Annotated in this window: 15 protein-coding genes; 5 read left to right on the top strand and 10 right to left on the bottom strand. The window is 70.0% G+C overall.

Annotated elements, in window-relative coordinates; all coding sequences use genetic code 11:
* The 5 genes from argH to AX685_RS07210 form a co-directional block, all read left to right on the top strand.
* A partial coding sequence (gene argH / locus AX685_RS07230) for an argininosuccinate lyase (RefSeq protein ID WP_082740682.1) occupies window positions 1-752 on the top strand: 752 nt, incomplete at its 5' end.
* Window positions 749-991: a hypothetical protein gene (locus tag AX685_RS07225; protein WP_066486993.1), complete on the top strand. Its 243-nt coding sequence runs from the start codon at window positions 749-751 to the stop codon at window positions 989-991. The genes argH and AX685_RS07225, both read left to right, overlap by 4 nt.
* Window positions 992-1007: 16 nt before the next feature.
* The gene (lysA, locus tag AX685_RS07220) at window positions 1008-2264 is read left to right on the top strand and encodes a diaminopimelate decarboxylase (protein WP_066486990.1); all 1257 of its coding nucleotides are present in this window, start codon (window positions 1008-1010) and stop codon (window positions 2262-2264) included.
* Window positions 2265-2268: 4 nt separating this feature from the next.
* Window positions 2269-3042, top strand: coding sequence for a precorrin-2 dehydrogenase/sirohydrochlorin ferrochelatase family protein (locus AX685_RS07215; RefSeq protein ID WP_066486987.1), 774 nt, complete (start codon window positions 2269-2271; stop codon window positions 3040-3042).
* A complete protein-coding gene (locus AX685_RS07210; RefSeq protein ID WP_066486980.1) occupies window positions 3039-3995 on the top strand; it encodes a CorA family divalent cation transporter in 957 nt (318 codons plus the stop codon). The genes AX685_RS07215 and AX685_RS07210 overlap by 4 nt, the downstream gene beginning before the upstream one ends.
* 166 nt (window positions 3996-4161) lie before the next feature.
* Here AX685_RS07210 and AX685_RS07205 read toward each other — a convergent pair whose 3' ends face one another.
* From AX685_RS07205 to AX685_RS07160, 10 genes are all read right to left on the bottom strand, one after another.
* Window positions 4162-4560 carry a flagellar export chaperone FliS gene (locus tag AX685_RS07205; protein ID WP_066486978.1) on the bottom strand — a complete coding sequence of 133 codons (399 nt, stop codon included), beginning with the start codon at window positions 4558-4560 and terminating at the stop codon, window positions 4162-4164.
* Between the two features lies 1 nt (window position 4561).
* Window positions 4562-6109 carry a flagellar filament capping protein FliD gene (gene fliD, locus AX685_RS07200; RefSeq protein ID WP_066486975.1) on the bottom strand — a complete coding sequence of 516 codons (1548 nt, stop codon included), beginning with the start codon at window positions 6107-6109 and terminating at the stop codon, window positions 4562-4564.
* A gap of 36 nt (window positions 6110-6145) precedes the next feature.
* Window positions 6146-7276 (bottom strand): EscU/YscU/HrcU family type III secretion system export apparatus switch protein, encoded by a 1131-nt coding sequence (locus tag AX685_RS07195; RefSeq protein WP_066486973.1) that lies wholly within the window; start codon window positions 7274-7276, stop codon window positions 6146-6148.
* 1 nt (window position 7277) lies between these two features.
* Window positions 7278-8066, bottom strand: a complete 789-nt coding sequence (fliR, locus tag AX685_RS07190; protein ID WP_066486999.1) for a flagellar biosynthetic protein FliR — start codon at window positions 8064-8066, stop codon at window positions 7278-7280.
* An 83-nt stretch (window positions 8067-8149) separates the two neighbouring features.
* Window positions 8150-8431 (bottom strand): flagellar biosynthetic protein FliQ, encoded by a 282-nt coding sequence (locus tag AX685_RS07185; RefSeq protein ID WP_082740678.1) that lies wholly within the window; start codon window positions 8429-8431, stop codon window positions 8150-8152.
* 25 nt (window positions 8432-8456) lie between these two features.
* Window positions 8457-9365 (bottom strand): flagellar type III secretion system pore protein FliP, encoded by a 909-nt coding sequence (gene fliP, locus AX685_RS07180; RefSeq protein ID WP_066486971.1) that lies wholly within the window; start codon window positions 9363-9365, stop codon window positions 8457-8459.
* Window positions 9362-9640: a flagellar biosynthetic protein FliO gene (locus AX685_RS07175; protein WP_066486962.1), complete on the bottom strand. Its 279-nt coding sequence runs from the start codon at window positions 9638-9640 to the stop codon at window positions 9362-9364. Before AX685_RS07175 ends, fliP begins: the two co-directional genes overlap by 4 nt.
* 12 nt (window positions 9641-9652) lie before the next feature.
* Window positions 9653-9943 carry a flagellar motor switch protein FliN gene (gene fliN, locus AX685_RS07170; RefSeq protein ID WP_066486961.1) on the bottom strand — a complete coding sequence of 97 codons (291 nt, stop codon included), beginning with the start codon at window positions 9941-9943 and terminating at the stop codon, window positions 9653-9655.
* The gene (locus AX685_RS07165) at window positions 9940-10920 is read right to left on the bottom strand and encodes a flagellar motor switch protein FliM (protein ID WP_066486954.1); all 981 of its coding nucleotides are present in this window, start codon (window positions 10918-10920) and stop codon (window positions 9940-9942) included. Before AX685_RS07165 ends, fliN begins: the two co-directional genes overlap by 4 nt.
* 6 nt (window positions 10921-10926) lie before the next feature.
* Complete coding sequence (locus tag AX685_RS07160; protein WP_066486952.1) at window positions 10927-11601, bottom strand: flagellar basal body-associated FliL family protein; 675 nt, start codon at window positions 11599-11601, stop codon at window positions 10927-10929.
* Window positions 11602-11706: the final 105 nt, after the last annotated feature.

Raw genomic sequence — 11706 nt, 5'->3', positions numbered from 1 at the left:
GGCAGGCGACCGCCGTGGCGCTGGGGTTCGACGGGCCGACGCGCAACAGCCTCGATTCGGTCAGCGACCGCGACTTCGCGCTCGATTACCTGATGGCGGCGGTGCAATGCTCGCTCCACCTCAGCCGGCTGGCGGAGGAATTCGTGCTGTGGGCGTCGCAGCCGTTCGGCTTCGTCGCGCTGTCCGACCAATGGTCGACCGGCAGCTCGATCATGCCGCAGAAGCGCAACCCCGATGCCGCCGAGCTGGTGCGCGGCCATGCGGGGCGCATTTCCGGCTGCCTCGTCAGCCTGATGGTGACGATGAAGGGGCTGCCGCTGGCCTATTCGAAGGACATGCAGGACGACAAGCCGCCGGTGTTCGAATGCCATGACCTGCTGGCGATCTCGATCGCGGCGATGACCGGCATGATCGAAAGCGCGACCTTCCGCACCGACCGTATGCGCGGCCTCGCCGAAAGCGGCTATGCCACCGCCACCGACCTGGCCGACTGGCTGGTGCGCGAGGCGAACGTGCCGTTCCGCGAGGCGCACCACATCACCGGGCGCGCGGTCGCGCGGGCCGAGGCGCTGGGCTGCACGCTGGACGCGGTGCCGCTGGCGGACCTGCAGGCGATCGACGCGCGGATCACCGATGCGGTGTATGGCGTGCTGTCGGTCGATGCCTCGGTGGCGAGCCGGCGGAGCTTCGGCGGGACCGCCCCCGACAATGTCCGCGCCGCGATCCGCGCCGCGCGCGAGGCGCACACATGACGCGCGCACGCTGGTCCCTGTTGCTGGCCGCGCTGCCGCTGGCGGCGTGCGGATCGACGCAGGCGCTGAAACCGGCCGCGGGTGAGCAATTGCCCGCAGCGCCGTATGGCGCCCCTGCGACGCCGACCGTCGCGGACCTCCTGACCCCGTCGGTGCAGGAACGCCCGCAGCGCAACAGCGAGATCATGACCCGCTCGCACGAACGGCAGAACGACGCGTTCGACCTGCCCCCGAGCTGACCCGATACGGACGACCATGGATCATTTTCATTACCAGGACGGCGCGCTGTGGTGCGAAGGCGTGCCGATGGCGCGGATCGCCGCCGAGGTGGGCACCCCCGTCTACGTCTATTCCGCCGCGGCGTTCCGGCAGCGCGCGCGGGAATTCCGCGACGGCCTGTCGGGGATCGCCGACACGCACCTGGCCTATGCGATCAAGGCCAATCCGAACCTGGCGGTGCTGCGCGTGCTGGCCCATGAAGGCTATGGCGCGGACGTGGTGTCCGGCGGCGAGATGGCGCGCGCGCTGGCGGCCGGGATGCCCGCCGACGGCATCGTCTTTTCGGGCGTCGGCAAGACCGAGGAGGAGTTGGTCCGCGGGCTGGAGGCCGGGATCGGCCAGTTCAACCTGGAGCTGGAGGAGGAAGGCGTCGTCCTGGCGCGGCTGGCGGCGGAACGCGGGCTGACCGCGACCGCGGTGCTGCGCGTCAACCCCGACGTCGATGCCGGCACCCACGCCAAGATTTCGACCGGGCGCAAGGAGAACAAGTTCGGCGTGCCGATCGACCAGGCGCCGGCGATCTTCGCGCGGCTGGCGGGCTTGCCCGGCCTGTCGCTGGAAGGCGTGGCGATCCACATCGGCAGCCAGCTGATGGACCTGGCGCCGCTGGAGGCCGCCTATGCGCGGGTCAAGCGGCTGGTCGACGAGCTGCGCGCGGCGGGCCACCGGATCGCCCGCGTCGACCTGGGCGGCGGCGTGGGCGTGGCGTACAAGGCGGGCGACGTACCCCCGACGCTGGCCGATTACGGCGCGATGGTGGAGCGCGCGACGAAGGGCTGGGACGTGCGGCTGATGTTCGAGCCGGGGCGCGCGATTGCGGGCAATGCCGGCGTGCTGCTGACCAGGGTGATCTGGGTCAAGCCGGGCGTCGTCCACCCCTATGTCATCGTCGATGCCGCGATGAACGATCTGGCGCGTCCGGCGCTGTACGACGCATGGCACGATTTCGCGGCAGTGACCCCCGATGGCGCGCGGATGACCGCGAACATCGCCGGCCCGGTGTGCGAGACCGGCGACACCTTCGCGATGGCGCGCGAGGTGGACCGGGTGGCGAAGGGCGATCTGGCGGTGTTCCGCACCGCCGGCGCCTATGGCGCGACGATGGCATCGACGTACAACAGCCGCGCGCTGGTGCCCGAGGTGCTGGTCGATGGCGATCGTTATGCCGTGGTCGCCGACCGGATCGCGGCCGAGACGATCCTGGCGGCCGAGCGCGTTCCCGAGTGGCTGTAACGGCGTGAGCGCGCCCGCCCCGCTCAACAGCCTGCCGCTGTTCGTGCGGCTGGCCGGGCGCGCCGTCGTCCTGGTGGGCGACGGCGAGGCGGCGGACGCCAAGCGACGACTGCTGGAACGCGCGGGTGCGCGGATCGTCGGCGAGGACGACGCCGCGGCGGTGCTGGCGATCGTCGCGGACGACGATGCGGCGGTCGCGCGGCTCAAGGCGCGCGGGGTGCTGGTCAATGCGGTCGACCGCCCCGAATTGTGCGATTTCACGCTGCCCGCGATCGTCGATCGCGACCCGGTGCTGATCGCGATCGGCACCGGGGGCGTGTCCGCCGGGCTGGCGGCGGCGCTGCGCCAGCGGCTGGAGGGGCTGCTGCCCGCGTCGCTGGGGCAGCTGGCGCGCGGGCTGTATGCGGCGCGGGGGGGACTGCGCGCGCGGTTTCCCGACGGCGCGGCGCGGCGGCGGGCGATCGCGGCGGCACTGGCGCCGGGCGGCGCGCTCGATCCTCTCGACGATCACGGCGACGTGGAGGTGCTGGCGGCGCTGACCGGCGACGATGGCGCGGGCGCGGTGCGGCGGATCGTGCTGGCGTCGCGCGATCCCGACGACCTGACGCTGCGCCACGCGCGCTGGCTGGCGGGGGCGGACCGGGTGACGCATCGCGCCGACGTGCCGCGCGCGATCCTGGACCGCGCGCGCGCCGATGCCGCGCGCGAAGCGACCGACGCGCCCCCGGCGACGGCGGAGTCGGGGGAACGGGTGGTCGATGTGGCGATGATGCGATGAGCGGCTATGCGTGGCGGATCACGGCGGAGGGCCGCGCGGAGCAGGTGCCGGTCGCCGGCGCGCTGACGTGCGGGGCGCCGTTTGTCTGGGTGCACCTGACCACCAACGCCGACCATGCGCAGACGTGGCTGCGCGACGAGGCGCAACTGCCCGCCTATGTCGTCGACGCGCTGACCGCCGGGGAGACGCGCCCGCGCTGCGAGAAGATGGGCGACAGCGCGTTCGTGAACCTGCGCGGGCGCACCGACGAGGATGTCGGATCGTCCGACGTGCTGGCGTCGATCCGCATCTGGGCCGCCAAGGGCCGCGTGGTGTCGGTGACGCGCAAGCACCTGGTCGCCATGGGAGACGTCATCGCGGCGGTGAAGGCGGGCGAGTTGCGCGATCCCGGCGACCTGATCGCCGCCTTCGCCACCGCGATCACCGAGGATCTCGACCCGGTCGTCGCCGACCTGGGCGACTGGCTGGACGATTGCGAACAGGGCCTGCGCACCGATCGCGTGTTCGAACTGCGCCGCGGGGTGACGAAGGTGCGGTCGGAATCGATCACCTATCGCCGGTTCCTGAACCCGCAGCGGACCGCGCTGGAACGGCTGGCGGCGCTGCCGGGCGACTGGCTGGCCGACGACGACCGCGCGCATCTGGCCGCCGCCGCCGACCGCGCGGCGCGCATGGCCGAGGAGGTGGAGGCGATCCGCGAGCGGGCCGCGCTGATGCACGAGGCGCTGACCGACCTGCGCGCGGAACAGCTCGATCAGCGCAGCCTGGTGATCGCGATCGTCGCGATGGTGTTCCTGCCGCTGACGTTCATCACCGGCCTGTACGGGATGAACGTGAAGGGGCTGCCCTATGCCGATCAGCCATGGGCGTTTGACGCGGTGATGGGGATATGCGCCGCGGTGGCGGCGGGGGTGACGATCTATTTCCTGCGGCGGCACTGGTTTCGCGGGTAGGCGCGCGGGGGCGCGTCAGCGCGTATCGTGCGTTCGACCCACCTGATCGAAACCGTCGGCCCAGCGCAGGCTGGGGATCCGGCAGCTCCTGCCCGCTGCCGTCGCCGGGAGATCCCGGCCTGCGCTGGGATGACGGCCTTGGATCGGTCGGCCGGACGATAACCGCTCAGGCGGCGCGTGCCTGTCGCCACGCGCCGGCGATCTCCTCCAGCTCGGCGGCGACCGCGCGGAAGCGGTCGCCGTTCGATCCGATCGCGGCCTCCACCACCTGCTTGCGGCAGCCGGCGTAGAAGCGCGCCAGCGCCTGCGACACCGCGCCGCCGCGCTCGAAATCGAGGTTCGCCTCCAGCGCGAACAGGATCGCGGTGGCGCGGGTCACGCGCTCGCTCTTGGTGGTATATTGGTCGCGGTCGGCGGCCCAGGCGGCGACGCGCAGCGCCTGCATCAGTTCCTCGTACAGCAGCTGCACCAGCGCCGGTCCATCGGCCGCGGCGGTGCGCCCGGCCAGGTCGATGTCGCGATAGGTGCGCGCCGGATCGCGCAACAGGGCGGATGCGTATGCCATGTCAGCCCTTCGTCCAGGTCTTGATCTGCTGATCCATGAAGGATTGCGTCGTCTTGTAGGCGTTGACGCGCGCGCCCATGCTGGAGAATTGCTGCGTCATGCGATCGGTCGTGCGGGTCACCTGATCGTCCAGCGTCGACTGCCGCTTGGTCAGATCGGCCTGCGCCTGGCGATAGGCGTTGGTCGAGGCGCCCAGCCCGTACAGTGAGCTGCTGCTGTTGAGCTGGATCGACTGCATCACCTGGTACAGGCCGGTCTTGCTGACCGGGCTGTAGGCGAACATCGCCTCGATCGCGTCGGGCGAGCGCGTCATCGCTGCGGACAGCGCCTTGTCGTCGACCTCCAGCGTGCCGTCCTTGAGCGTGCGGACCCCGATCGCGGCGAGCGAGGAGGGCGTGCCGCTGGCGGCATTGGGCAGCAGCGAGGTGCTGGACAGCGACTGGAGCGTGCGCTGGAGCGCGCGCGCCGCGGTATCGCCGCGCAGCTTGCCGTTGATCGGGTCGGTCTGTTCCTTCACGACCGCCAGCACCTGATTATAGGTTTCCACGAACGCCTTGACCGCGTCGGTCAGCTGCGCGGTGGGGCGCTTGGCGGTCAGCGTCGCGGTGCCGGTGCCGGTCAGCGACAGCTTCACCCCCGCGACCAGATCGGTCACCTCGTTCGAGGCGCGCTCGACGCGGGCGCCATCGACGTCCAGCACCGCATTGGCGGCCTGTCCGGTCAGCTTGGTGGGCAGCGTGGCCGGATCGCCGGACCCGCGCGCGCGGACGTCGAACCTGCCCAGGTCGCTGGCCGGATCGTCCGCGGTCAGCTGGAACGCCGATTGCGTGCCGGTCGCGCCCTTCAGCGACAGGAACGCCGATCCGTCGGCATCGGTCAGCACCGATGCGGTGACGCCGGTCTTCTTCGCGTTGATCGCTGCGGCGATCCCCGACAGCGTGTTGTTGCTGGAATCGATCGCGATGTCGAACGACTTGGCCGAATTGTCGGCGTTGGTCCCGGTGGTGAAGCCGGTCATCTGGCCGTCGCTGCCGTAGGTGGCGGTGCCTAGCTTCAGCGTCAGCGTGCCGGTGCCGAAGGTCGCGGCGCCCGGCGACGTCACCTTAGCGCTGGTGCTGACCTGCGCGGTGGCGAGCGCGGTCACCTTGATGGTGGTGTTGAGGTCCGCGATCGACGCGCCCGATATCGTCGTGCCGGTGATCGCCGCGGCGTTGCTGCTGACCGGCTGCGACGTCAGTGTGCCGCCGTCGGCCAGCGACTTCACCGCCTTGGTGAAGGTGGCGATCGTGTCCTTGATCGTCGACACGCCGGAAATCTGCGCGGTCAGCTGATCGCTCTTGGCCGCCAGCTGCGCCTTGCGGGTCGCGAACTGCGCATCGACCAGCTGGCCGACCAGCGCGCCGGTATCGATATTGTCGCTGCCGTTGAGCGAATCGAGCAGCGACTTGGCGGTCTTGCTGGCCAGCGCCGCCGCCGACGTCTTGGCCGTCGTCGCGGCGGACGTGGTGCTCGTGGACGAGCTGCTGCTGGTGCTGCTGACGGTAGCCATGATCGTCCTTTCTAAACGACCGGACGGCGGCGGGCTTTATGCCTGCTGGACGCCATTTTCGTCGAACCGGGCGGTGGGGGGAACGTCGATCGCCGGCATCGTGCCGCCGGCCTGCGCGTTAAGGCCGAAGACGAACGCCAGCACGGTGGCGACCGCCAGGTACAGGTCGTCGCGGATCTCCTGCCCTTCGCGGCTGGTGTAATAGACGGCGCGCGCCAGCGCGGGATATTCGAGGATCTGGAGCCCGATCTCGCTCGCGCGCTCGCGGATCGCCAGCGCGGTCGCGCCGCGGCCCTTGGCGACCACCACCGGCACCTGATCGCGCCCGCGATCGTAGCGCAGCGCGACCGCGAAATGCGTCGGGTTGGTCAGCACGACATGCGCCTCCGCGATCGCCTTGCGCATCCCGCCCGACAGCACCTCGCGCTGCTTCTGGCGCAGGTGGCCCTTCATCTCGGGATTGCCCTCGCTCTCCTTGTTCTCGTCCTTCACCTCCTGCTTGGTCATGCGCAGCTTGCGCAGCAGCTGGAGGATCTGGGTCGGCACGTCGAGCGCGGCGATCCCGAGCAACCCGGCCGCCATCGCCAGCATGACGCCGTTGAGCGTCTCCCCCAGCGAGGCGAGCGCGACCGGCAGGTTGGACGCGGCCAGCCCGAAGCTGAAATGCGCCGTCTTCCACATCATCCACGCGCCGATCGCGCCGAGCAGCACGACCTTCAGGATCGACTTGGCCAGTTCGATCCAGCCGCTCATGCCGAAGATCTTCTTCAGGCCGTTGGCGGGATTGATGCGCTGCGCCTTGGGCGCCATCAGCGAGGCGTTGAAGCGCAGGCTGCCCAGCCCCGCCTGGCTGACGATCGCGGCGGCGATGGTGATCGCGAACAGGATCGCGACCGGCGGTGCGACCTTCCATCCGGCCTCCACCAGCGGGCGGAACGGCTGGAAATCCTCCACGTCGGTACGCCCGAAGGTGAAGCTCGCGCGCATCACCGCGCGGCATGCCGCGATCAGCCCGGGGCCGAAGAAGATCATCCACGCGGTGCCCGCCAGCACCACGAGCGCGGTGGCGAATTCGCGGCTCTTGAGGATATCGCCCTTGTCGCGGGCGTCGTCCTTGCGCTTCTGGGTTGGGGCTTCTGTCTTGTCGCCGGCGGCTTCCTCCGACATGTCAGAAGCCTCCCGTCGTCAGCAGCACCAGGCTCTGCGCCGCGGCCAGCCCCTCGCGCACGATCACCTGCATGTAATCGCCCATCGCGGGCAGCGCGATGCCGAGCGTGATGACCCCCACCGCCAGGCTGGCGGGCAGCCCGACCGAGAACAGGTTGAGCGCCGGCGCGGAGCGCGACAGCATCCCCATGACGATGTTCTGGCACAGCAGCAGGAAGCCGACCGGTAGCGCCAGCAGCAGCCCCGCCAGGAAGGCGTAGCCGCCGAACAGCGCGATGTCGCGCATCTGCCCCGCGGTCATCCACGCCGCGCCGGGCGGCAGCGCGCGATAGCTTTTGGCGACCATATCGACCAGCACCAGATGCCCGTCGAGCGACAGGAACAGCAAAGTGAGCAGGATCGACAGGAACTGGCTGACCGCCGGGCTGGAACGCCCCGTGGTGGGGTCCATCATGCTGGCAAAGCCGATCCCCATCGAACCGCCGATGATCTCGCCCGCGACCAGCGGCGCGGCGAAGGCGATCTGCACGACGAAGCCGAGCGCCAGTCCCACCAGCGCCTCCGCGGCGACCGACAGGAAGGTCGACAGCGCGAACACCGTCGGCGGCACCGCGATCGTGTTCGTCCCCAGCACCAGGATCGCCACCGCGCCCGACAGCGCGACGCGCACCTGCACCGGGACGGAGACGTTGCCGAATACCGGCGCGGCGACGAACGCGGCACCGACGCGCACCATCACGAACAGCAGCGCCCACAGCTGCGGCTCGATCGCGAGGCCGAAGCCGAGCATTACGCGGTCCGCGCGTGCACGCGCGCCACGCGCCACGCGGGCGCGGGGCGGGGCGATCCGGGGGTGGTCGCCGTCATCGGTCGTTACCGTACCAGATCGGGGATGCGCGCGAAGATCTCGGCGGTGAAATCGCTGAGCAGGCCCAGGATCATCGCGCCGAACACCATGATCGACACGGCCACGACGATCAGCTTCGGGATGAAGCTGAGCGATTGTTCGTTGATCGAGGTGGCGGCCTGCACCATCCCCAGGATCAGCCCGGACAGCAGCGCGGGGACCAGCAGCGGCGCGGCGGCGAGCGCCAGCACCCACATCGTCTGGTTGGCGAGGGTGAGGAAATAGTCGGCATCGACCAGCGGATGCATGGCGTCGGTTCCTGTCCGGGGGGCGTCAGGTGGCGAAGGAATTGGCGAGGCTGCCCATCGTCAGCGCCCAGCCGTCGACAAGGACGAACAGCAGGAGCTTGAACGGCAGCGAGATGATCGTCGGGCTGAGCATCGCCATGCCCAGCGCCATCAGCACCGTCGCCACGACCAGGTCGATGACGATGAACGGCAGAAAGATCAGGAAGCCGATCTGGAACGCGGTCTTCAGCTCCGACGTCACGAACGCCGGCAGCAGCACCGAATAGGGGATATCGTTGGGGCTGGCATAGGGGCCGGACTTGGCCATGTCCGCGAACATCGTCACGTCCTTCACCCGCGTCTGCTTCGCCATGAAGGCGTGGAGCGGGGCGCCGGCGGTCTTGATGAGATCGGTGCCGCCGATCCGGCCCGCGGCATAGGGCTGGATCGCGGTCGCGTTGATCTGGTTGATCGCGGGCGCCATGATGAAGAAGCTGAGGAACAGCGACAGGCCGATCAGCACCTGGTTGGGCGGCGTCTGCTGCAACCCCATCGCCTGGCGCAGGATCGACAGGACGATGATGATCCGCGTGAAGCTGGTCATCATCAGCACGATGCCCGGCAGCACCGTGAGTAGGCCCATGATGATGAGCACCTGCAGCGACAGCGACAGCGAGCCGTTGCCCGGCGAGCCGGCGGGGCTGGCCGCGCCGGTCGACAGCTGGCCCAGCGCGCGGTCGATCGCATCGCCGACACCCGGCGCGGGCGCGGCGGGCGCGCCCGGCGGCGGGGCGGCGCCCTGCGCGAAGGCGGGCATGGCGACCGCCAGCGCGATGCCGATCGCGACCAGTGCCAGGACGAGCCGCCACCAGCCGCCCGCGGCGCGCGGACGCGCCGGCGCGATCAGCGCGGGGCCGCGCCCGGTGCGGGTGACGGTGATTGGAGCCGTGCTCATGCGTCGCCGCCGATCGGCACGCGCGTGGCCGAGGTATCGACCAGCGTGACGCCGGTGCGTGCGACCGAGACGAGCAGGCGCTTGCCCTCGAAATCGAGCACCGCGAGGCGCACGCCGGGGGAGATCATCATCGTCTCGCGCACCGCGATCATGCGTGTCGCGGTACGACCGGGCATCCGCGTCTCCAGCTTGCGCCAAAGATACAGGCAGCCGATCATCAGTCCGCACACCAGCGGCAACAGCACGATCAGCTTCAGGATATAGGTCCACATCATCGGACGGGCGCCTCAGCCGCGCTTTTCGGGGGCGACCAGCTCGGTCATCTTCACGCCGAAGCGTTCGCCGACGGTCACCACCTCGCCGCGGCCGATCAGCGTGCCGTTGACCAGCACGTCCAGCAGCTCGCCCGCCTTGCGGTCCAGCTCGATCACGCTCGCCTCGCCCAGCGCCAGCAGCTCGCGCAGCGACAGCGTGGTCGATCCGATCTCCACCGTCAGCTTGACGTCGACGTCCTGCAGCAGCCGCATGTTGGCGGCCACGGCGGATTCGACGGGGAACCCCCCGGTCATGTCGTTCATTGCACGGGTCCTTCAAGCTTGGTGATGCGGATGGCGGCGCGGCCGTTGGAGGTGCCGACGGTGCCCATCCCCAGCGGCATCCCGCCGATGTGGACGGGCACGTCGGTGCCGAAGCTGATCGGGATGACGTCGCCGGGTTTCAGGTCCATCAGCCGCGCGAGCGAGATCGTCGGTTCGGCCAGTACCGAGCGGACCGGCACGCGCACCGCCATCGCGGCGCGGGTCAGCGCGGTCTGCCATTCGGCATCGACCCCGGTCGGTTTGGCGACGACCTTTCCGGTCAGCGCGACGGTGTGCGGCTTGAGCGTCTGGACCGGGTACAGCACGTCGAGCAGCGCGGGCTTGCCGGCGCCGCGCGCGATCCCGAAGCGGGTGGCGATCACCACCTCATCCGCCTCGATCGCGGAGGTGAGGCCGGCGCCCAGTTCGCAGCGCTCCGCCTCGAACCGTGCCGGGGCCAGCGGTTCCCACGCGGTCTCCAGCGCGCGCGCCAGCGACGGCGCGATCCGCGCCATCAGCGCGTCGGCCGCGGGGGTGAATTCCTGCGCGATGATCGGCGGCACGTCGCCGCGCCCGCCGAAGAACATGTCGATCAGCTCGAAGATGAACGTACCGTCCATCACGCACAGCAGCGGGCGACCGTCCATCGACAGCGGCACCCATGCGGTGAGCAGGTCGCCGCGCGCCAGCCGGTAGTCCGCCAGCCGAAGCACCTCCAGCGGTTCGGCCCAGACGCGCGTTTCGGTGCGCCACACGCCCTCGAACGTCTGGCGCACCCCGCGCGCGGCGCGCGCCGACAGATGCTGGAGCGTGTGGAGATCGCCGAACGGATGCAGCTTGGCCGCACCGCCCGCACCCCCGGCGGGACCGGCGCCGAGCGTCACCGGGCTGACGAGGGCGTCGGCTCGGGTACGTTCGCGCCGGTCGGACGCGCCGGAGACGACTCCGGATTCGGGGGTTGCGGGCTCGTTAACCATGCCCGGTCACTGAACAACGAAATTGGTAAAGTAGACGTTACTGATCCCGCCGAATCCCTCCTTTTCCTTCAGAACGGCGTTGATCGCGCCCGCCAGCCGCTTCTGCAGCTGCTGTTTGCCCGCGCTGGTGAACACCTGGTCCTCGGTCGTGTCGCCCAGCGTCATCAGGATCGCGGAGCGTACCGCGATGTCGTTGGTCTTCAGATTGTTGATGACCTTGTCGTCATAGGGGGTCGAAATGGCGACGCCGACCTGGACGAAATGGATCGAGTTCTGGAGGTTGGCGGTGAACTCCTTCTCCATTGCATAATAGTTGGAGGCATATTCCTCCCCGCCCGAACCGTGCGGGGTGGGGGCGCCGACGTGCTCCTCCTTGGCCTCGCCCTCGCCGCCGCCATGTTCGCCGCCGCCGCCGCCTTCGCCGCCGCCGCCGTGCTCGCCGCCCTCGCCGCCGCCTTCACCGGCGCGCTTCTGCTCGGCCTTGGGGACCAGATGCGGCTTGTTGGGGTCCTCCTTCTCCTCGTGCTTGCCGCCGCCGCCGCCGACCAGCCCGGAGCCGGCGGCATACAGGCCGGCGCCGATGCCGCCGCCCAGCAGGACGACGACGCCGACGACGATCAGCAGGATCATCTTCATCTTGCCCTTCTTCTTGGGCGCGGGCGCTGCCTCTGTGTCACTCATGGTCGGGGTTCCTCACGGTCGTCTTGTCGAAAGAAGCTCAGGCGATGCGCTCGTCATCGTCGGCCGCGCTGTCGGCGGGGCCACGCGACGGGCGCGGGGCGGGCG

Origin of the sequence: Sphingomonas sp. CCH9-F2, from assembly GCF_001556735.1 — a bacterium.
GTDB classification, from domain to species: Bacteria; Pseudomonadota; Alphaproteobacteria; order Sphingomonadales; family Sphingomonadaceae; genus Sphingomonas; species Sphingomonas ginsenosidimutans.
Note: the sequence above shows the minus strand (reverse complement) of the source record. Positions and strands in the feature narration are given on the sequence as shown.

What these genes read in the sequence shown, in the direction of transcription:
- AX685_RS07225 (WP_066486993.1), top strand. Translation starts at nt 749, where the DNA reads ATGACGCGCGCACGCTGGTCCCTGTTGCTGGCCGCGCTGCCGCTGGCG.
- lysA (WP_066486990.1), top strand. Translation starts at nt 1,008, where the DNA reads ATGGATCATTTTCATTACCAGGACGGCGCGCTGTGGTGCGAAGGCGTG.
- fliN (WP_066486961.1), bottom strand. Translation starts at nt 9,943, where the DNA reads ATGAACGACATGACCGGGGGGTTCCCCGTCGAATCCGCCGTGGCCGCC.
- fliR (WP_066486999.1), bottom strand. Translation starts at nt 8,066, where the DNA reads ATGCTCGGCTTCGGCCTCGCGATCGAGCCGCAGCTGTGGGCGCTGCTG.
- AX685_RS07185 (WP_082740678.1), bottom strand. Translation starts at nt 8,431, where the DNA reads ATGCATCCGCTGGTCGATGCCGACTATTTCCTCACCCTCGCCAACCAG.
- AX685_RS07195 (WP_066486973.1), bottom strand. Translation starts at nt 7,276, where the DNA reads ATGTCGGAGGAAGCCGCCGGCGACAAGACAGAAGCCCCAACCCAGAAG.
- AX685_RS07210 (WP_066486980.1), top strand. Translation starts at nt 3,039, where the DNA reads ATGAGCGGCTATGCGTGGCGGATCACGGCGGAGGGCCGCGCGGAGCAG.
- AX685_RS07160 (WP_066486952.1), bottom strand. Translation starts at nt 11,601, where the DNA reads ATGAGTGACACAGAGGCAGCGCCCGCGCCCAAGAAGAAGGGCAAGATG.
- AX685_RS07205 (WP_066486978.1), bottom strand. Translation starts at nt 4,560, where the DNA reads ATGGCATACGCATCCGCCCTGTTGCGCGATCCGGCGCGCACCTATCGC.
- fliD (WP_066486975.1), bottom strand. Translation starts at nt 6,109, where the DNA reads ATGGCTACCGTCAGCAGCACCAGCAGCAGCTCGTCCACGAGCACCACG.
- fliP (WP_066486971.1), bottom strand. Translation starts at nt 9,365, where the DNA reads ATGAGCACGGCTCCAATCACCGTCACCCGCACCGGGCGCGGCCCCGCG.
- AX685_RS07165 (WP_066486954.1), bottom strand. Translation starts at nt 10,920, where the DNA reads ATGGTTAACGAGCCCGCAACCCCCGAATCCGGAGTCGTCTCCGGCGCG.
- AX685_RS07175 (WP_066486962.1), bottom strand. Translation starts at nt 9,640, where the DNA reads ATGATGTGGACCTATATCCTGAAGCTGATCGTGCTGTTGCCGCTGGTG.